Annotated in this window: 18 protein-coding genes; 5 read left to right on the top strand and 13 right to left on the bottom strand. The window is 54.7% G+C overall.

Annotated features, from left to right (window positions below; genetic code table 11):
* Positions 1 to 24: 24 nt before the first annotated feature.
* Together nifJ and ompC are read left to right on the top strand one after the other, a co-directional pair.
* Positions 25 to 3,549, top strand: coding sequence for a pyruvate:ferredoxin (flavodoxin) oxidoreductase (gene nifJ, locus DVA43_RS05170; RefSeq protein WP_114314783.1), 3,525 nt, complete (start codon positions 25 to 27; stop codon positions 3,547 to 3,549).
* A 400-nt stretch (positions 3,550 to 3,949) separates the two neighbouring features.
* Positions 3,950 to 5,065, top strand: coding sequence for a porin OmpC (ompC, locus tag DVA43_RS05165; protein WP_114314782.1), 1,116 nt, complete (start codon positions 3,950 to 3,952; stop codon positions 5,063 to 5,065).
* A 185-nt stretch (positions 5,066 to 5,250) separates the two neighbouring features.
* Here the strand turns inward: ompC and DVA43_RS05160 are convergent, their stop codons facing one another.
* The 3 genes from DVA43_RS05160 to DVA43_RS25045 form a co-directional block, all read right to left on the bottom strand.
* On the bottom strand, positions 5,251 to 5,673 hold the full coding sequence (locus DVA43_RS05160; protein ID WP_114314781.1) for a GFA family protein: 423 nt from the start codon (positions 5,671 to 5,673) through the stop codon (positions 5,251 to 5,253).
* Between the two features lie 82 nt (positions 5,674 to 5,755).
* Positions 5,756 to 6,262 carry a hypothetical protein gene (locus DVA43_RS05155; RefSeq protein WP_103822178.1) on the bottom strand — a complete coding sequence of 169 codons (507 nt, stop codon included), beginning with the start codon at positions 6,260 to 6,262 and terminating at the stop codon, positions 5,756 to 5,758.
* A 237-nt stretch (positions 6,263 to 6,499) separates the two neighbouring features.
* Entirely contained in the window at positions 6,500 to 6,577 is a 78-nt protein-coding gene (locus DVA43_RS25045; RefSeq protein WP_225759512.1) for a hypothetical protein, read from the bottom strand.
* Between the two features lie 247 nt (positions 6,578 to 6,824).
* On the opposite strand from DVA43_RS25045, the gene ttcA reads away from it, so the two are divergent.
* The gene (gene ttcA / locus DVA43_RS05145) at positions 6,825 to 7,760 is read left to right on the top strand and encodes a tRNA 2-thiocytidine(32) synthetase TtcA (protein WP_114314779.1); all 936 of its coding nucleotides are present in this window, start codon (positions 6,825 to 6,827) and stop codon (positions 7,758 to 7,760) included.
* Positions 7,761 to 7,804: 44 nt separating this feature from the next.
* Here the strand turns inward: ttcA and dbpA are convergent, their stop codons facing one another.
* From dbpA to DVA43_RS05120, 4 genes are all read right to left on the bottom strand, one after another.
* Positions 7,805 to 9,178 carry an ATP-dependent RNA helicase DbpA gene (gene dbpA / locus DVA43_RS05140; protein ID WP_114314778.1) on the bottom strand — a complete coding sequence of 458 codons (1,374 nt, stop codon included), beginning with the start codon at positions 9,176 to 9,178 and terminating at the stop codon, positions 7,805 to 7,807.
* Positions 9,179 to 9,206: 28 nt separating this feature from the next.
* A complete protein-coding gene (locus tag DVA43_RS25275; RefSeq protein ID WP_269776161.1) occupies positions 9,207 to 9,383 on the bottom strand; it encodes a hypothetical protein in 177 nt (58 codons plus the stop codon).
* Positions 9,384 to 9,665: 282 nt separating this feature from the next.
* Positions 9,666 to 10,649 (bottom strand): zinc transporter ZntB, encoded by a 984-nt coding sequence (gene zntB, locus DVA43_RS05125; protein ID WP_114314777.1) that lies wholly within the window; start codon positions 10,647 to 10,649, stop codon positions 9,666 to 9,668.
* Between the two features lie 156 nt (positions 10,650 to 10,805).
* Positions 10,806 to 11,933 carry a methyl-accepting chemotaxis protein gene (locus tag DVA43_RS05120; protein ID WP_114314776.1) on the bottom strand — a complete coding sequence of 376 codons (1,128 nt, stop codon included), beginning with the start codon at positions 11,931 to 11,933 and terminating at the stop codon, positions 10,806 to 10,808.
* A 534-nt stretch (positions 11,934 to 12,467) separates the two neighbouring features.
* Between DVA43_RS05120 and DVA43_RS05115 the strand changes: the two genes are divergently transcribed.
* Both DVA43_RS05115 and DVA43_RS05110 read left to right on the top strand, forming a co-directional pair.
* Positions 12,468 to 13,700, top strand: a complete 1,233-nt coding sequence (locus DVA43_RS05115) for a sensor domain-containing diguanylate cyclase (RefSeq protein ID WP_114314775.1) — start codon at positions 12,468 to 12,470, stop codon at positions 13,698 to 13,700.
* Between the two features lie 53 nt (positions 13,701 to 13,753).
* Positions 13,754 to 14,320, top strand: a complete 567-nt coding sequence (locus DVA43_RS05110; RefSeq protein WP_114317080.1) for a DJ-1/PfpI family protein — start codon at positions 13,754 to 13,756, stop codon at positions 14,318 to 14,320.
* 34 nt (positions 14,321 to 14,354) lie between these two features.
* Here the strand turns inward: DVA43_RS05110 and DVA43_RS05105 are convergent, their stop codons facing one another.
* Genes DVA43_RS05105 through tssF form a run of 6 tightly spaced genes read right to left on the bottom strand, consistent with a single transcriptional unit; the run spans position 14,355 to position 19,994 of the window.
* Positions 14,355 to 14,834, bottom strand: coding sequence for a hypothetical protein (locus DVA43_RS05105; protein ID WP_114314774.1), 480 nt, complete (start codon positions 14,832 to 14,834; stop codon positions 14,355 to 14,357).
* Between the two features lie 43 nt (positions 14,835 to 14,877).
* Positions 14,878 to 16,191 (bottom strand): VasL domain-containing protein, encoded by a 1,314-nt coding sequence (locus DVA43_RS05100; RefSeq protein WP_114314773.1) that lies wholly within the window; start codon positions 16,189 to 16,191, stop codon positions 14,878 to 14,880.
* Between the two features lie 22 nt (positions 16,192 to 16,213).
* Positions 16,214 to 16,657, bottom strand: a complete 444-nt coding sequence (gene tssE / locus DVA43_RS05095; RefSeq protein ID WP_114314772.1) for a type VI secretion system baseplate subunit TssE — start codon at positions 16,655 to 16,657, stop codon at positions 16,214 to 16,216.
* A gap of 1 nt (position 16,658) precedes the next feature.
* Positions 16,659 to 17,195: a type VI secretion system lipoprotein TssJ gene (gene tssJ / locus DVA43_RS05090; RefSeq protein WP_114317078.1), complete on the bottom strand. Its 537-nt coding sequence runs from the start codon at positions 17,193 to 17,195 to the stop codon at positions 16,659 to 16,661.
* Positions 17,176 to 18,234: a type VI secretion system baseplate subunit TssG gene (gene tssG / locus DVA43_RS05085; protein WP_371414029.1), complete on the bottom strand. Its 1,059-nt coding sequence runs from the start codon at positions 18,232 to 18,234 to the stop codon at positions 17,176 to 17,178. Before tssG ends, tssJ begins: the two co-directional genes overlap by 20 nt.
* Positions 18,231 to 19,994: a type VI secretion system baseplate subunit TssF gene (gene tssF / locus DVA43_RS05080; protein ID WP_114314771.1), complete on the bottom strand. Its 1,764-nt coding sequence runs from the start codon at positions 19,992 to 19,994 to the stop codon at positions 18,231 to 18,233. Before tssF ends, tssG begins: the two co-directional genes overlap by 4 nt.
* Positions 19,995 to 19,998 lie beyond the last annotated feature (4 nt).

Genomic DNA, 19,998 nt, shown 5'->3' with positions numbered 1-19,998 from the left:
CTTTGCGCAATGTAAGGGTGTCATATGCAAACTATTGACGGCAATGGCGCAGTCGCGTCCGTCGCGTTTCGCACCAGTGAAGTGATCGCCATCTACCCCATTACACCCAGCTCGACCATGGCGGAACAGGCTGATGCCTGGGCCGGTAACGGGCTGAAAAACGTCTGGGGTGATACCCCTCGCGTGGTTGAGATGCAGTCGGAGGCCGGGGCGATTGCCACCGTTCACGGCGCACTGCAGACCGGCGCGCTCTCCACCTCGTTTACGTCGTCGCAGGGTCTGCTGCTGATGATCCCGACGCTCTACAAGCTGGCGGGACAACTCACGCCGTTCGTGCTGCATGTCGCGGCGCGCACTATCGCCACCCATGCCCTGTCGATTTTTGGCGATCACTCCGACGTCATGGCCGTTCGCCAGACCGGCTGCGCCCTGCTCTGCTCCGGCAGCGTGCAGGAGGCGCAGGATCTGGCGCTGATTTCACACATGGCGACCCTGAAAAGCCGCGTGCCGTTTATCCACTTCTTCGACGGCTTCCGCACCTCTCATGAGATAAATAAAATTGTCTCGCTCTCGGATGAAACGATCCGCACCCTTCTTCCCCAGGCGGAGATTGATGCCCACCGCGCCCGGGCGCTGAACCCGGAGCACCCGGTGATCCGCGGCACCTCCGCTAACCCGGATACCTACTTCCAGTCCCGCGAGGCGACCAACCCGTGGTATGACGCGGTATATGACCATGTGGACCAGGCGATGGCCGACTTCGCCGCCGCCACCGGGCGCGAATACAAGCCGTTTGAGTATTACGGCCATCCGCAGGCAGAACGCGTCATCGTTATCATGGGTTCTGCCATCGGCACCTGTGAAGAGGTGGTGGATGAACTGCTGCGCCGGGGCGAAAAGGTGGGCGTGCTGAAGGTGCGTCTCTACCGTCCGTTCTCGGCCAAACATCTGCTGGCGGTGCTGCCGGAAAGCGCGCGATCTGTGGCGGTGCTGGACCGCACCAAAGAGCCCGGCGCGCAGGCCGAACCGCTCTATCTGGACGTGATGACCGCCCTGGCGGAAGCCTTTAATGGCGGCGAGCGCGAGACGTTGCCGCGGGTGATTGGCGGACGCTACGGGCTGTCGTCGAAAGAGTTTGGCCCGGATTGCGTGCTGGCCATCTTTAACGAGCTGAGCGCCGCGAAGCCGAAGCCGCGCTTTACCGTTGGTATCTATGACGATGTGACCAATCTGTCGCTGTCGTTACCGGAAAATACCCTGCCGTCAACCGCGAAGCTGGAAGCGCTCTTTTACGGTCTGGGCAGCGACGGCAGCGTGTCGGCGACCAAGAACAACATCAAGATCATCGGTAACTCCACACCGTGGTATGCCCAGGGCTATTTCGTCTATGACTCGAAAAAAGCGGGGGGGCTGACGGTATCCCACCTGCGCGTCAGCGAACAGCCGATCCGTTCGGCATATCTGGTGTCGCAGGCCGATTTCGTCGGCTGCCACCAGTTGCAGTTTATCGACAAATACCAGATGGCCGAGCGTCTCAAACCGGGCGGGATTTTCCTGCTCAATACCCCTTACAGCGCCGATGAGGTCTGGGCGCGCCTGCCGCAGGAAGTGCAGGCGGTGCTGAACCAGAAAAAAGCGAAATTCTGGATCGTTAATGCGGCCAAAATCGCCCGCGAATGCGGCCTGGCGGCGCGTATCAACACCGTGATGCAGATGGCCTTTTTCCATCTGACCCACATCCTGCCCGGCGACAGCGCCCTGATGGAGCTGCAGGGGGCCATCGCCAAAAGCTATAGCAGCAAGGGGCAGGAACTGGTGGAGCGCAACTGGCAGGCGCTGGCGCTGGCGCGGGAGTCGCTGGCGGAAGTGCCATTGCAGCCGGTCAACGCCCACAGTCCGAACCGTCCGCCGGTGGTGTCGGACGCCGCACCAGACTTTGTGAAAACCGTCACCGCCGCGATGCTGGCCGGACTGGGCGATGCTCTCCCCGTCTCCGCCCTGCCGCCGGACGGTACCTGGCCGATGGGAACCACCCGCTGGGAAAAACGCAATATCGCTGAAGCGATCCCAATCTGGAAAGAGGAGCTGTGCACCCAGTGTAACCACTGCGTGGCGGCCTGCCCGCACTCCGCCATCCGCGCCAAAGTGGTCTCCCCTGAAGCCATGGAAGCTGCCCCGGCCAGCCTGCACTCGCTGGATGTAAAATCCCGCGACATGCGCGGCCAGAAATATGTTCTGCAGGTGGCCCCGGAAGACTGCACCGGCTGTAACCTCTGCGTGGAGGTCTGCCCGGCGAAAGACAGGCAGAACCCGGAGATCAAGGCCATCAACATGATGTCGCGCCTTGAACATGTGGAAGAGGAGAAAGTGAATTACGACTACTTCCTCGACCTGCCGGAGATCGATCGCAACAGCCTCGAGCGCATCGATATTCGTACCTCGCAGCTGATCACCCCGCTCTTCGAGTACTCCGGCGCCTGCTCCGGCTGCGGCGAGACACCGTACATCAAGCTGCTGACCCAGCTGTATGGCGACCGGATGCTGATCGCCAACGCCACCGGTTGTTCATCGATCTATGGCGGCAACCTGCCGTCAACGCCGTACACCACCGATGCCAACGGGCGCGGCCCGGCGTGGGCGAACTCGCTGTTCGAAGATAACGCCGAGTTTGGCCTCGGCTTCCGCCTGACGGTGGATCAACACCGCGTGCGGGTGATGCGTCTGCTGGAACAGTTCGCCGATACGATCCCGGCGGAGCTGAACAGCGCCCTGCACAGCGAGGCATCGCCAGATGTACGTCGTCAGCAAGTGGCCGAGCTGCGTCAGGCGCTGGCGGGCGTGGAAGGTGCAGAAGAGCTGTTAACCGATGCCGATGCGCTGGTCGAAAAATCGATCTGGCTGATTGGCGGTGATGGCTGGGCCTATGACATTGGCTTTGGCGGCCTCGATCACGTCCTCAGCCTGACCGAGAACGTGAACATACTGGTGCTGGATACCCAGTGTTACTCCAATACCGGCGGCCAGGCGTCGAAGGCGACGCCTCGGGGGGCAGTGACCAAGTTTGGCGAGCATGGCAAACGCAAGGCGCGTAAAGACCTGGGCGTCAGCATGATGATGTACGGTCATGTTTATGTGGCGCAGATCTCGCTGGGGGCGCAGCTGAACCAGACGGTGAAAGCGATCCAGGAGGCGGAGGCCTACCCTGGCCCGTCGCTGATTATCGCCTACAGCCCTTGCGAAGAGCACGGATACGATCTGGCGCTGAGCCACGATCAGATGCGCCAGTTGACCGCGACCGGCTTCTGGCCGCTCTACCGCTTTGATCCGCGTCGTGCCGACGAGGGCAAACTGCCGCTGGCGCTGGACTCCCGCCCACCGTCAGACGCGCTGGCAGAGACGCTGATGCAGGAACAGCGGTTCCGTCGCCTCAACGCTCAGCAGCCCGAGGTGGCTGAGCAGCTGTGGAAAGATGCCGCCGCCGATCTGCAAAAACGCTATGACTTCCTGGCGCAGCTTGCCGGGAAAGCCGAAAAGTCGGCCAGCGAATAACCCGAAGCCCGGCATGTCCGGGCTTTTCTTTACCGATAAAAAAAGCCCGCCAGAAAGTGTCTGGCGGGCGGCTCCTGTTCAGTAATAAATAACAGTTTAAATATTAAAAAGTTATTTATGCTATAAACGGAAAAATAACTACAGGCATATAACGCCGCCGAGTGTACTGATTTTAGAGAAGAAAGAGTAATTTTACTTTTATATGGGTTAATTAAATACATTCACCATATTTATCATCATTTCTCTGGCAGTAATTCCTTTAGATTTTACTTACCTGGTAACAATTATGTTTTATCGCTAAAAGAGAGAGTGATTTAGCATGAGACATCTTTCCAGCGTAGGAAGTTCAGCGGAAAGTTAAAAACATTCAAATAAAAACACAGCGTAAGGATTAGTCACAATGCAAAGAAAAGTACTGGCTCTGATAATCCCAGCTCTTTTAATGGCTGGCGCAGCAAATGCAGCAGAGATTTATAATAAAGACGGCAATAAATTAGATCTGTACGGTAAAGTGGACGGCCTGCATTATTTCTCTGACGACAGCAGTGCGGACGGCGACCAGACCTATGTCCGTCTGGGCTTTAAAGGCGAAACGCAGATTAATGATATGCTCACCGGCTACGGCCAGTGGGAATATAATATCCAGGCCAATAATACCGAAGGCTCTGAAAATCAGTCCTGGACCCGTCTGGCGTTTGCCGGTCTGAAATTCGGTGATTACGGTTCATTTGACTATGGTCGTAACTACGGCGTGCTGTACGACGTGGAAGGCTGGACCGATATGCTGCCAGAGTTCGGCGGCGACTCCTACTCCAAAGCCGACAACTTTATGACCGGCCGTGCGAACGGCGTGGCGACCTACCGTAATAACGATTTCTTCGGCATGGTTGAAGGTCTGGACTTCGCCCTGCAGTACCAGGGCAACAACGAAGATGCCGGTAACGGTAACGAAGGCACCAACAACGGTCGTGACGTGCGTTATGAGAACGGTGACGGCTTCGGTATCTCTACCTCTTACGACTTCGGCATGGGATTCAGCGCAGCAGCGGCCTACGCCTCTTCTGACCGTACCAACGACCAGGTTAGCAATACCACTGCGGGCGGCGACAAAGCGGATGCCTGGACTACCGGCCTGAAATATGACGCCAACAACATCTACCTGGCGGCAATGTATTCTGAAACCCGCAACATGACGCCTTATGGTGACGGTAAAAAAGCAAACACTGTAGCCGACAAAACCCAGAACTTTGAAGTTACCGCTCAGTACCAGTTTGATTCTGGCCTGCGTCCGGTAGTCTCTTACCTGCAGTCTAAAGGTAAAGATCTTGATAACGGTCAGGGCGATCAGGATCTGGTTAAATATGCTGAAGTGGGTGCGACTTACTACTTCAACAAAAATATGTCTACCTACGTTGATTATAAAATTAACCTGTTGGACGAAGACGATCAGTTCTACAAAGACAATGGCATTGGCACCGATGACATCGTAGCATTAGGTCTGGTTTACCAGTTCTGATGAAATTAGCCCGCGTTACAACGCGGGCTAACTATTTATATTGGCAAAACTCCCAGCCTCTTTATTATTCCTGTCTGGTGTTCCAATATTCTGATTTGCTAAAGCGTCATTACCTGCTTTGTTGTACTGCTCAGGCAAGTGAGACAAAAATAGTTGTGTTTCTGCCCTTCTGAACCTGGCAGCGATTACTTTTCTGCTGTACCCGTTTCGCGATAGTTCAGCACGCCGGCAACGCCTCCTCCGCCATCGTTAGGATGAACGCGCCCCTCCATTACCAATACTTCAGGGAAATCAAACGGCGAGACGCCTTCAATGCAGGCTACGTTGACGCCATACTGATTTGGATTTGAGCGCCGCTGGTGGAAGGTGTAAATCCCACAGACCGAACAGAAATAGTGCGCCGCCGTCTGGGTGTTGAACCTGTACTCGGTCAGCAGCGACTCGCCCTGAATAATAGTGATGCCAGATAATGGCGCGGAAACCGCAATCGCCCCACGCATCCGGCAGTATGAGCAGTTACAGCTCCGGATGGTGTTGAACCCGTCAGAGAGCTCGACGGTGAACCGGACCGCGCCGCAGTGACACTGAGCAGAAACTCTATTCGCCATTACAGGCTCCTTGCGTTAACCATGCCTCACAGGCGGCGTGACGGCACGCCGCGTACTGGCTAAGTGTACGCCAGGCTCCCCGTCAGCGCCGGATATATTCCTCCGCGCTCTTTTTCAGATATGCCTCCTGAAAAATCTGTTCTGAATAGGTGAGCTTCATGACGGATGATAAATAGGGGGCGTCGAGTTCGATTAAATCTTCATCATTCTGGTATTTAGCGTATTTATCACCGGCGAAGGAGATCTGTTTTTTCACCACCACATACTTATGCGCCAGCATACTCTCGATTTCATCAAAACGGCTCTTATCCAGCTCAAGCATAATGGCGGTAATTTTGCCGCCCTTATTGAAGATCACCGCGTTGTTTTTCACTCCCTCCAGACCCAGCTCCCGGTTCGGAATAGAGAATATGTCGCCGTCGCTCCACTTACTGCGCCCTTCATGCAGGGACGAGGGATAGGCTTTAATGAATTGCTGTAGCGTGGTTTTGCCTAACGTCAGCCCCATTGCGGTGGTGTTCGCCCGGGCGAATGAAGACACTGCGATCAAAATGAATATACCCACGATCAGTTGCCACTGTTTGCCCATCGTTATCACCTCATCGTATTAGTCTGTTTTTACTCACCATCGTCTCTGTTACCTGCCACTTCTCAATCGTACAGGGACAATTATTAATGGCCTATGCGTCTTTATGGTGAGTGAGCGGTACAGATACAGTACGAGTTACTGAGCTACACAGAGACAACGTCGGGAGGTATGTGGCGGGGAGAAGCGATAAAAAAGCCACCAGTTAATACTGGTGGCGCGGGTACAACTCACGGTCAGCTATTTTTTGACGGGTTGAGGTTTTTTATCACCTGATTCCGGCGCCTCGCGCGGGTCATCTTTTTCAACATACTGCATGAGTACCTCCCGTTGTTGTGGATGGACTACTACTATAGCGTTGATTATCAAAATAGAGCCAAGCGGCAAACGGCAAAAAATCCAACCGTGTGGAACAGCGTGATTACGCGCTGTAAAACGTGCTGACATTCATCGCCGTAATCCGTACCATACACGCCATACTTTTTCATGTTGACCTGCTGCCCCCATTCTTAATGGGTGAGCCGCCTGAGCTGCTTTAGCCACAAACGAATTGAGCCACTATTAAATGTCGCAAAATCAAGATATTACCAAGAAAGAACAGTATAACCTCAACAAACTTCAGAAGCGTCTTCGCCGCAATGTGGGTGAAGCCATTGCCGATTACAACATGATTGAAGAAGGCGACCGCATCATGGTCTGCCTGTCTGGCGGCAAAGACAGCTACACCTTGCTCGAAATTTTGCGCAATCTTCAGCAAAGCGCGCCGGTCAATTTCTCGTTAGTGGCCGTCAACCTGGATCAGAAGCAGCCGGGCTTCCCGGAGCATATCCTGCCGGAGTATCTGGAGAAGCTGGGCGTCGAGTACAAGATTGTTGAAGAGAATACCTACGGCATCGTTAAAGAGAAGATCCCGGAAGGGAAAACCACCTGCTCGCTCTGCTCCCGCCTGCGCCGCGGCATTCTTTACCGTACCGCGACCGAGCTGGGTGCAACCAAGATTGCCCTGGGCCACCACCGCGATGACATTTTACAGACGCTGTTCCTGAACATGTTCTACGGCGGCAAAATGAAGGGTATGCCACCGAAGCTGATGAGCGACGACGGGAAGCACATTGTGATCCGCCCGCTCGCCTACTGCCGCGAAAAAGATATCGAACGTTTTGCCGAGGCCAAAGCCTTCCCAATCATTCCATGCAACCTGTGCGGCTCACAGCCAAACCTGCAGCGTCAGGTGATTGCCGACATGCTGCGTGACTGGGATAAGCGCTATCCAGGCCGGATCGAAACCATGTTCAGCGCGATGCAGAACGTGGTGCCTTCGCACCTCTGTGATATCAACATGTTTGATTTCAAAGGAATTCAGCACGGTTCTGAAGTGGTAAACGGCGGCGATCTGGCGTTTGACCGCGAAGAGATCCCGATGAAACCGGCGGGCTGGCAGCCAGAAGAGGATGATACCCAGCTCGATGAGATGCGCCTGAACGTTATCGAAGTGAAATGATTTTTAAGCGTCTCAGCATGCATGCTGAGACGCTTCCCGCCCGCTTATTTCAGCAGACGAACGCGGCAGCTTTTGCCTTTGATCTTGCCGTTTTGCAGCTGTTTCCACGCTTTCTGCGCGACAGACTGACGCACCGCCACATACACATGCGCCGGATGCACCGCGATTTTACCAATGTCTGCACCGTCCAGGCCGATATCACCGGTCAGCGCCCCCAGTACATCGCCGGGACGCATTTTGGCTTTTTTACCGCCGTCGATACAGAGCGTTGCCATCTCTGCCGCCAGCGGCGTAATGGTGACGTTTGCCGGGGCATCAACCCAGTTCAGTTTGATTTGCAGCATCTCAGCCAGGATGTTGGCACGCTGTGCCTCCTCTGGCGCGCAGAAGCTGATCGCCAGGCCACTGTTACCGGCTCGCGCGGTACGGCCAATACGGTGAACATGCACCTCCGGATCCCAGGCCAGCTCGAAGTTCACCACCAGCTCCAGGGATTTAATGTCCAGGCCGCGGGCCGCGACGTCGGTGGCGACCAGCACACGGGCGCTACCATTGGCAAAACGTACCAGGGTCTGGTCACGATCGCGCTGCTCCAGATCGCCATGCAGCGCCAGGGCGCTCTGTCCGGCCTCGGCCAGCGCATCGCATACCGCCTGGCAATCCTTTTTGGTGTTACAGAACACCACGCAGGAAGCAGGTTGATGAATGCTGAGCAGTTTTTGCAGCAGCGGGATTTTGCCCCGCTGGGTGGTATCGAAGAACTGCTGTTCAATGGCGGGCAGCGCGTCCACAGAATCAATTTCAATGGCGAGCGGATTTTGCTGCACACGTCCGCTGATGGCGGCGATCGCCTCCGGCCATGTGGCGGAGAAAAGCAACGTCTGGCGCGTTGGCGGCGCAAAGCGAATCACTTCATCAATGGCATCGCTAAAGCCCATGTCGAGCATCCGGTCGGCTTCATCCAGCACCAGGGTTTGCAGTGCATCAAGCGAGACGGTGCCTTTCTGCAGATGGTCGAGCAGACGGCCCGGCGTAGCGACGATGATATGCGGGGCATGCTGCAAAGAGTCACGCTGGGCGCCGAACGGCTGCCCGCCGCAGAGGGTCAAAATTTTGGTGTTCGGCAGAAAACGCGCCAGGCGACGTAACTCTCCTGCGACCTGATCCGCCAGCTCGCGCGTCGGGCAAAGTACCAGCGACTGCGTCTGAAACAGCGTGGCATCAATCTGCTGTAACAGCCCAAGACCGAAGGCAGCCGTTTTACCACTGCCGGTTTTGGCCTGCACACGGACGTCGCGTCCTTCCAGGATCGCTGGCAGCGCGGCAGCTTGTACAGGGGTCATGGTCAGATAACCCAACTCGTTCAGGTTATCGAGTTGGGCGGCAGGCAGTACGTTCAGCGTTGAAAAAGCAGTCACAGTTATTCTCGCGGTAAAAGACTCACAGTCAGCAGGCGCGTATCCTCGCAGATCTCCGCCTCTGATGCGACATTTTAATCGGCACTTCATCCGGTGGTGGATCCGGCATCGGCTGCGGACGTGGAATCGGATCGGGAACCGGCACCGGATCAGTAGGCACCGGGTCCGATTGCCGCAGGGGTTGCAGCAGCAGTGATAAAAGCATGGCCATATAACCCTCCAGAAGAACGGGAATCTCTCTTTTAGGGTAGACGCTGCTGAGTTGCAGGCAAAAAAAAGCCGACTTATTTAAGTCGGCGTCGTACGAATCAATTTTGCTATGCAGTAATTCAAAAAAGGAAGTAAGACAATATGGAGCGCAACGCCCATCGCTTGACGTTGCATTCACCTGCGGGAGAGATATTGCACCTTATGGGTAAATCGTTTTTTGACTTCGCTCAATTAAAATGGCGTTTTAAGAAATTCATGGCGACGAAAAAATGTAAATTTACAACCATTTACTGCGATGCAACCACCATGCAACACCACCAATCAAAACGACTAACATGATGCAAAACAGTGAAAAGCCGAAGCGGAAATCGCCGCCGGGGATCCCTCCCAGGTTGACGCCAAACAGACCTGTCAGGAAGGTACTGGGCAAAAAGACCATCGCCATCAGTGACATGGTGTAGGTTCTGCGGGAGAGCGACTCCTGCATCACCTGGGAAATTTCATCGGTCATGACCCCCGTTCGTGCGATACAGGCATCAATTTCATCCAGCCCACGCCCCAGGCGCTCGGCGATATCCTGCATCCTGCGGCGATGATCGTCATTCATCCAGGGGAACCGTTCGCTCGCCAGCCGGGCATAGACATCCCGCTGAGGTGCCATATAGCGGCGCATCACAATCAGCTGCTTTCTTAATAACGCCAGAAAACCGCGGGGGGGGATTTGCTGGTCGATGAGATTATCTTCCAGATCGATAATCTTATCGTGCAACTCTTCGATAAATTCGCTGGCATGATCGGTCAGCGCGTCGCAGACGTCCACCAGCCAGCCTCCACAATCTTGCGGGCCGCTGCCCTCTTTTAAATCGCCGACGACATCATCCAGCGCCAGCACTTTGCGCTGCCGGGTCGAGACAATAAGCCGCTCGTCCATATAGAGGCGCATCGCCACCAGCTGGTCCGGGCGCTCATCGGTGCTGCCGTTAATGCAGCGCAGCGTAATCAATGTCCCCTCGCCCATGCGGGTGACGCGAGGGCGCAGGCTCTCACCGGCCAGCGCGTCACGCACGTTATTGGGTAATAAGGGCGTCGAAGCCAGCCAGTGGGCGCTCTCCGGGTGGGTATAGTTCAGGTGCAGCCAACAGGGATGCTGCTGATCGATAGTATCGTCGTCGGTGAGGGGCCGTGCCCCGCCTTTACCATCCAGTAACCACGCAAATACTGCGTCAGGAACGTTAACTTCCGATCCTTTTATGCCTTCCACAGCGCCTCCGCCAGTAGCTGTTCTTTGCTGTCAGTCTAGCCACCCTGCCAGCTTAAGCAACATTTTCTCCCGGCATCGCGCTGAATTTATTCATAAAAGAGATTAATCCGGTACCGTTTGCTCCCATGATAAAGCCTGGCGAGCCAGGCATAATTATCAGGCACGTGCGGGTAAGGATACACCGTCGTACAGAGGCGCAGTGGATGCCGGCTCCAGACGGAAGTTACAGGTACGGGTTTGCAGTTCAACGACCTGATTTTTCAGTACCGCTGATGAACCTGACAGCTCTTCAACCATCACCACGTTACTCTGGGTCACCTGCTCCAGGTCACTTAACGCCTGGGTGATCTGGGCGATCCCCCTCTCCTGCTCGTCGGTAGAGGTGGAGATTTCATCCATCAGCTTACTGACCTGCCCGGAACCGCTGACGATGTCGTGCATGTTCTTTTCAGCCTCTGCGACGACCATCGCCCCCTGACTGACGTTGCTGCTGGTGACGTCGATGAGTGACTTGATATTTTTAGCTGCTTCGGCGCTGCGATGGGCCAGACTACGAACCTCACCCGCCACGACGGAAAAGCCTTTACCATGATCGCCCGCGCGGGCGGCTTCAACCGCGGCATTCAGTGCCAGAATATTGGTCTGGAAGGCGATGCCATCAATCAGTGAGATGATCTCCGTCATCTGCTGGGCACACTCAGTAATGGAGCGCATGTTATTGGCAACCTGCCCCATCAGCTCGCCGCCTTTTGTTGCCTGAAGCGTGGCGGCACTGGCTTTCTCATTGGCCAGACGGGTGTTATCTGCCGTATTTTTGGTGGTGACGGCCATCTGTTCCATGCTGGCGGAGGTCTGAATCAGGGACGCCGACTGTAGCTCGGTTTTAGAGGCCAGCGCCGTGCTGCGGGCGGCGAGCTGTTCCGACAGGGTCATTGCGGTATGAGAAGAAGAGCGGATCTCGCGCACCAGCGTAGCGAGATTGCTGGACAACGTATTGATTCCTGGGATCAATCGGCCTGCACAATTATTACCAAATTCAGGGATGCTTACCCCCAGATTGCCCGAAATAACCTCTTCGATACTCCTCTTGACGGTATTGATTGGCGCGACCAGATATTGCGTCATGTAAACCCACAGAAATACCCACGCGACGAGAAACAGAGAGTTTAGCAATATTAACAACGATGTTTGCGGTGCTAAAAATACAACCAAGCCATCAATGACAAGAAACACAACTAGCAGATAACTCAGAATAAAAGTCCTCACACTTATATTTCTAAGCATAATAGATCCTACAACGGTATTTTCAGAAGGTAACCACTATATAGCATTCAGTTTTTATTTTTTCACTCTGATTTCGTAGAGATAAACTTTTAATATTTAACATTTCGTAATTTGCGTTAGGGAAGATATTAATTCCATGCGTTTTAACATGAAACAAATACTCTTTCAAAATCAGTGGGCTATCTTGACCACTGACGCTATAAATGATTGGCATAGCTATTTAAATCCTTAAGTTTAAGCCACAAACCAGTTTCATTGGCGCATATTTAGCCATGCTTCAATTAAGCAGTGTAGGAAACGAAAATAGGATTAATGTTTTCACAGCAGCGATCCGATACTGAATTAAATAGTTAGTTTCAGGCGACAGCGACGAATAAAAACTTACCAGTTGGTAAAATTAATACGAAATTCATACGCATATCACAAAAAAATCCTGTCTGATCGGATGAACTAGAGTATGTTTCAGATAAGCCCACGCGTATTGCGCCGTCGTGGCCCTCCGGTATTTGACGCGCCAATAAATGAGACTGACCTATGTCGCCCTCAGGGTTTGATGCACTGGATATGCTTAGAACGCCCGTATGGTTGGTATCCCCGGTAACGGAGGATGTGCTGTTCGCCAATACGGCAGCCAAAATGCTCATGCAGGATGCAACGCTGGACATTCTGCGCAAAGGCATCTGCTCGGCCCATGCCCAGGCGACGCTTGCGATGTATGTCCCCGATTTAAAAGCCCGTCAGGAGATCGTGGAAGTCTGGAGCGTGCGGGTCGATGATCAGCAGACCAGCCTCACCTGTCGCCTCTCGCTGGCCGTTTTTGACACGATCGGTGAAGTGATTGTCTTTGAAGGCATCGCCCGACAAGCAGTAACGGGTCTTAAAGCCACCCGTTCAGGCACCTATCAGCGCAAGAAACAGGGCTTCTACGCCCGCTTTTTTCAGACCAACAGCGCCCCGATGCTGTTAATCGACCCTGCCCGCGACGGCCTGATTGTGGATGCCAATCTGGCAGCTCTGAATTTTTATGGCTATAGCCACGAGGAGATGTGCAGCAAGCACACCTGGGAGATCAACACGCTGGGACGCAATATTATGCCGGTGATGATGGAGATCGCACGCCTGCCCGGCGGCCATAAACCGCTTAACTTTATCCATCGCCTTGCCGACGGCACGACCCGGCACGTACAAACCTATGCCGGCCCCATTGAGATCTACGGTGATAAACTAATGCTTTGCATTATTCATGATATCACCGAGCAAAAACGGCTTGAGCAGGAGCTGGAACACGCCGCCCTGCGCGACTCGCTTACCGGGCTGCTCAACCGTCGCCAGTTTTATCACCTCACCGATCAAACCTCACCAAACCATCTTCCGGCACAGCAGGAGTTCAGTCTGTTGCTGGTGGATACCGACCATTTTAAGCGTATCAACGATCTGTTTGGGCATCAGAAAGGCGATGAGGTGTTGATTGCCCTCGCGCGGATGCTGGAAAGCGGTAGCCGTAAAGATGATTACGTGTTCCGTTGGGGCGGCGAGGAGTTTGTCCTGCTGCTGCCCCGCACGTCACTGGATACGGCCATGCAGATCGCAGAGACCCTGCGCACGGCAATCGCCCGCATTGCCATTCCCGGTCTGCCCCGCTTTACTGTAAGTATTGGCGTTGCGCGGCATAACCCGGATGAGAGTATCGACGATCTGTTTAAGCGCGTGGACGATGCGCTGTATCGCGCCAAAAATGATGGTCGTAACAAAGTGCTGGCAGCGTAACTGCGCCTGCTGGCGTCCTCTGTTTTTCACTTTATTTTTGAGGAGTGGTGATGATGAGCAAGAAGATCCTGATGCTGGTCGGCGATTACGCGGAAGATTATGAAACCATGGTGCCCTTTCAGGCTTTGCAGATGATTGGCCATCAGGTTGATGCGGTCTGCCCTGACAAAGCTAAAGGTGATTTTATCATGACGGCGATCCATGATTTTGACGGTGCCCAGACCTATAGCGAAAAGCCCGGCCACCGCTTTGTTCTCAACGCCGATTTTACTGCGGCGAAAGAGGCGGATTACGATGCCCTGTTAATTCCCGGCGGACGCGCGCCGGAATATCTGCGCCTGAATGAGCAGGTACTCGAACTGGTGCGGGCCTTTGACAAGGCAGGTAAGCCGATTGCCGCCGTTTGCCACGGACCACAGCTGCTGGCCGCCGCTGGCGTCCTGAAAGGACGAACCTGTAGCGCCTACCCGGCCTGCGCGCCGGAGGTCCGCCTCAGCGGTGGCGAGTATGCCGATATTGGCATCGACCAGGCGCACGTCGACGGTAATCTGGTTACCGCGCCCGCCTGGCCTGCCCATCCGCAGTGGCTGGCGAAATTTGCTGAGGTATTGCAGCAGTAAGCAGTTAAAGAGAGACGGGACAGGCTCGGTGGTTTCAGGCCAGCCTGTCAACCGCTTCAAAAAAGCGCTCTTCGGTCATGAGCACGTTATCTTTCGCGCTCTGATACTCACGTCGGATTAGCCAGCCCGTTTCCGGCGCCATGCTAAGATAAAACACCTGCCGGAACCCAGGCGCCTCCACATGCAGGGCCACAATGCCCGTCTCGGCGCCATTCCAGAGCTGCTCGGGAAGAATAGAGACGCTACGATCACCATTCTGCAACCGGATGGCGGTGATGTCATAACGGTATATGCCGCTGTTCAGGCTGTAGCCCACCGTGCTCAGGTCATGGATATGTTTGGTGGTTAACGTCACCTCAATACCGGAACCCGCAAACCACTGGCTTATTTGCTGCGCCAGTAGATCCATTCGTGAGCAGAATGCCCTGACCTCAGCGTCAGCGGATTTTATATCGGATGATTGTCTGTCGTTTTTGAGCTGCACTTTCCTGAAAAAACGTTCTCTGGCTGACACGTTGTGGTTCCTGTATTTTTTACGTGCGGTTTTCTGCCCGGCTTTATTCAGTCGGAGTTTGTTTCAGCGCCGCATAAGAGGCAATCAACTGCTGCAGATGCTGTTCCACCTGACGCTGCCGGACGGCATTACTGCTTTGCTCTGCGGGGGTAACGGAGAGCTGGCGCAACTGCTCCTCAACCGGAACGGTACGATTAAGCGACTGCGTGATGGCGAAAATAGCCGATTTCAGTTCGCTGACCGTCATATACTTACCCTTCTGCTCATTCAGGGCGTTAAGCCGCTTCGCCAGTTGCTCAAGCTGCGTCACGCCTTGATGCCAGCCGGTCAGGCTTTCTGGCGCCAGGGCGGAAGCATCCTTCTGCTGTTGCCACTGATGCGCCAGAGCTTTGCCTTCTTCGGGCGATAGCCTGAGCGCCTGCTGCACCAGGCTATCGCCATAGCTGAGAGTCCAGTCTGGCTTTAACTGCAATAACTGCTCTAACTGCTGCTGTGTCTGGCGAATATCTGTTTCAGATGTTGGGTGGAGCCGCCGATCGACAGAACGCGTTGCTGGCAAGGGAGAAAGAGTTACAGCAACCGGCTCCTGCGCCGGGTCAGATTGGTGCATCGCCAGCCATCCCCCTGCCAGGATCCCGGCCAGCAGCAACATGGTCGCCATACCGCCGGCGAAAGGCTTCCAGGGATTCAAGGGCGGTGGGGAGCCCTTCACTGTCTCCAGAAGCGGCTCAGGCTCATGCGCCCTTTTTACGCCCCCGGCTGCCTCACTGGGATTGCCGCTTGCAGGGGTTTCCGCTTCAGCTGTTGCGGTAACCGGCTTCTCACCGATTTTATCGCTATTACCCAGCCGCACCGTCGCGCTATTGATATGGCTGCGCAACGTGTCGAGTTGGCTGACAGGCGTTAATTCCAGACGTCTTAACGTCTCGTCCAGAACGAGCAGGTGTTCCCGGGCCTGGTTCAGTTGGCTGAGATCGGCAGACGTCAGGGGCCAGGATCGTAGAGCCTGTTTCAGTCGTTTGCTGAGCGTAGCGAGGATTTCCATCCGGACAGGCACCTGTTGCGGCCACAGATTGCCCCAGTGCCGGGTGACCAGCGAGTTCATGAGCGACAGTCCCTCGTTCAGGCCCGTCAGCCCGGACAGATGTGTGCGAGCAAGAGTGTACCAGGCGGCAGTCTGGAGTTCCGTGCCGTTTTGTTCAAAAAGCGACAGGCAAAATTTTTCCGCCTGTTGCCAGTTCACATCCGGACGTGCCGGATGAATGAGTTTGTTCATTTCATTACGCAGAGCGACATAATCTGCGAGCGTGCGCGGGTCGCCGCCGGTTTTATGGTGGCATTCAGAGAGTATTGTCATGAGGGTTCAGCCAGAATTAAAACTAAATCGCGGAACGGGCGTCCAGGTACTGCTGCTGTTTCAGGTGACGGATAAGCACCCGACCTTCGGGCATAAATTCAGTGCCGTAGCGCACAAGGCCGATGCCTTTAAGTTCCGCATCGATGGCGTAACGCAGTTCGCCAGGCTGCGTCTGCGCCAGCATCACCACCGTAATTCTGCTCAGGCGCGGTTCATACTTCAGCAGTACCGCCGACAGCGTTGTGATCAGCTGATGCGCCGAACCCGGCATCCCCTGGAGGATTTTCGTCATGTCTGGCAGGCCATAGTCCGGCAGATGCGCCAGCGTACCGGCGCGACAGTTGAGAATACGCTGCATATTATCGAGTACCGACAGAATGACCTGGTTCTGCTCACTGACCTGGTGCAGGCTCAGGCCACCGGAGAAATTGCCGTATAACAATTCGTACAGGGAGGAACGGGGCATATTAGTCCTCCTTAATCGGTTGCAGCGTCAGCCGGTTATTGCTGGCTTCGATGATGCGGGGCTTGTCTGGGTCGAGGTCATCGCGGGTGAGGACCAAACGCCAGGTATTTTTCGCTTGATCTGGCGCCATAAACATCCCAGCTACCGCCACAAATTGAGTAACCTCCTCCAGCGGCACATCGAGCGTTACCGACTCTCCAGGACGCAGCCAGATATCTTTTTCTGCCACCAGATCAGCTTTTATGGCCTGGCTATCGTTTGCAAACAGGGATGGGTAATCGGTGTTGTCGAATGCCTTACGATCCTTAAGCTGGTAAATACGCACCACTGTTGCCAGAGATGCGCCTTTCGCATTGTTATTGACCCCTTCCCGTCCCTGAATATCCAGATGAAGTATTTTCACCTGCTTATAAAAAATGGATTTTGTAACTGATACAGCTCCGTCTTTCACTGTCTGCGTCAGACCACAGCCGGTTAAGATCGTGGTTAGCATCAATGCCAGCAGCGTGGCGGTGGTTTTACCAGCGGTAGTCGCCATCTTCATCGCTCTCCCTTCGGTGAATATTTTCCCGGACGCGCTGATAACGCCCCAGATGAATAGTGATAATGTCATTTTTTTTCTGTTGGGTAGTAAGTGGCCGCAGTACCGCTGTGCGCCCGAGTTGAACAGCATGATTTCCACTGCATACCAGCTGCGCATCAGGCAGCAGATGTCTCGCCACGCACAACTGCAACCGCACATCCAGGTGAGAGCCCAGATAAACGTGCAGTAGCGCCATCAGATCGGAGTACAGCTCCCCGCCCGGCAGCCAGCCGTGGGCCTCATTGGGATTGTCGGTCGTCAGTTGAAGCAAGACCTGACCATTAACATCCGTCCCGTAGGTCCCCATGACAGGACGGTGTTTCAGGCTGACCGGGTGCCGTGAGCTCAAGACAACCGGGTTTTTCAGGGGGATACGACAGCGGTCATGGTGATATAAATCGGCGCGAGTATCTGGCGCAAGGAGCTGAACCAGTGCCGCTGCCCCCTCCGCCGTGCGACCAGGCAGCAGCATCACTGGCAGCAGAGCCAGAAAACGTGACAGTGGCGTACCAGCCGTAGCCGCACACCCAGGAATACCCAGCCCTGCCAGACCCAGAAGATATTGCGAGGTATTATCCGCCCCACCAGGGGCGAAGGTCGCCGGGTAAGAATATTTGCGCCAGATACGGTAATACTGGCTAATTAGTCGGTGGTTAAAGATATCAAGGAAATCTCGAGTGGCCTCCCAGCCTTCTCGTTTTTGCGCAATATCATCGACAAAGTGCGTAGGCAACGGCGATTCGACGCCGTATAGTCCAAAAAAAGTGATATCAACCGACGGACGTAGGTGAGCATATTCCGGCTCCGGATCCGTCACCCCCCGTATTTCACCGGCCGGAAAGCCCATCCCCGCATGCGGACGAAAGCGCACCGGTTCAAGACCGACCTGCCAGTCGCTACCGGGTACCGGCGCATCGGGCTGACTCTGCTCAAGCAATCGGCAAAAACGGTAAAAATTCATGTACGGCAACTGGTGTCGTACTGTTTCTATCATCCTGGCAGGCGCGGACTGTGATTCTCTTTCCACCGGATACACTTCCCTTCTGGCTGAACAATCAGCGTAAGCTGGTTAAACTGATTCATGTCGGCATACAGGGCGAAAAAGCGGTTTAGCATTTCACCAAAAAGATGAATGTCTCCTTCACCCGTAAAACCATTACTGTCGAGTGTCACTTCCACATCCAGACCGCGCAGTAAAAACCCCTCTTCAAAACGCTGAATACGGTGATGTCTGACGTCCAGAATGGCGCCAAGGCGACGGTTGTTCAGCTCATCGTCCCGCCAGTTATAGAGCGACAGCGTACCGCGCAACACGTCTGCGCTGCTCATCATATTCAGGAAACGGGTGCCCAGATGGCTCATCACCCGCCAGTGGAAACGATCCTCCACTGGTGGGTACACCGGAAGCGTCGGCTTACATAGATTGCGCACGGTAAGCGGCGTTCCGGAGACCTGCTCACAGCGATCCAACAGTGTGCTTTGCAACGCCCGGCGTGGTAACTGACCGTTGGTGCCGGTGATACGCAGCGAGACGGTTTCTCGCGCAATCTCCCGATCAGCCTCCCACTGCCCGCCGCCCAGTATTAGCCAGGTGTCGTGCATACCGGTGACGCCCCGCTTCACACGGGTGTGGAAGTAGCGCTCAGGCGCGTTGCGGCGCATCATTCCGCCCTGATGGCGGAAGCTGGTGAACGGCACATAGCGCGCGTTCCCGGTACGCCCGGAGCCGGTGACGCTATCGACAGAGTAAATCTCAGTGTGCCCGTCCTGCAGGCGCTTTGGCCGCAGCAGATATTCACTTTCCAGCCCGCTAATGGTCAGTGGGTCAGCTTCAAGGGTAAAAAGGTTAATAACTGGCACACAGTGGAGACGCAGGGAACTATCCGTTAAGGGTAAATCGCTCTGCCATACATGGCTGAACACGACCTCAATATCAAAATTCACTGTTCCTGCCGGGAGCGTGATGGTTTCCAGACCATTTAACTGCACAAACATGAATTTTTCACGAAAGGTGAAATACTCCAGCAACAGTTGATAACCGCTGAAGGCGCTTTCTCCCTTTGGCCACAAAAGGTCATCTTCAGAAAATCCGCCTGGAGAAAAGTAACCGTTAAGCCTTATCCGGTCTGTTTGCCCAGGCAGACGCAAGTAGAGTGCCGCCTGTCGTTTGGTCAGCCACAAGTGCAATGCACTCCCCGTCACGATTTCTTCTCCCAGGTACAACGGAAGACGGCTCAGGTTCACTTGCGACCAATCAGCCTGACCGCTGCAGGTAAACCTTATCCGTAGGCTAGAGCGTCCATCCGGCTCTGTCGTCATGACCACATTTGATATCATCAATGGGCTCAATGTCACATCACGGGTAGTGCGGTAGCGGCAAATGGTATTTTTCGGTCCAACAGGACGGGAAGAGACCTCCAACCCTGCTGGCACTACCTCGCCCATTTTCATCGACGAAACGTCAGGGGTGAACGCCACTACCGACAGCGACGGAATGGTTCGCATGTAATGCGGCCACAACATGCTAACCAGCCCTTCGGTCAGTTCTGGCAGGTCGTCATCAATTTTTTCACGCAAGCGGCCAACGCAAAAGGCAAAGCCTTCAAACAGACGCTCAACGTACGGGTCTGGCGTACCGGCTTTGTCCAAATCCAGCATCGCTGCCCGATCTGGGTGGGTCTGTGCAAACTCCTTTGCCGCCTCGCGCAGATAGCGCATCTCGGCATCAAAATAACGCAGGGTTAAATCTTCCATTATG

The sequence above is a fragment of the Leclercia sp. W6 genome (genome assembly GCF_003336345.1).
Lineage (GTDB): Bacteria > Pseudomonadota > Gammaproteobacteria > Enterobacterales > Enterobacteriaceae > Enterobacter.
Note: the sequence above shows the minus strand (reverse complement) of the source record. Positions and strands in the feature narration are given on the sequence as shown.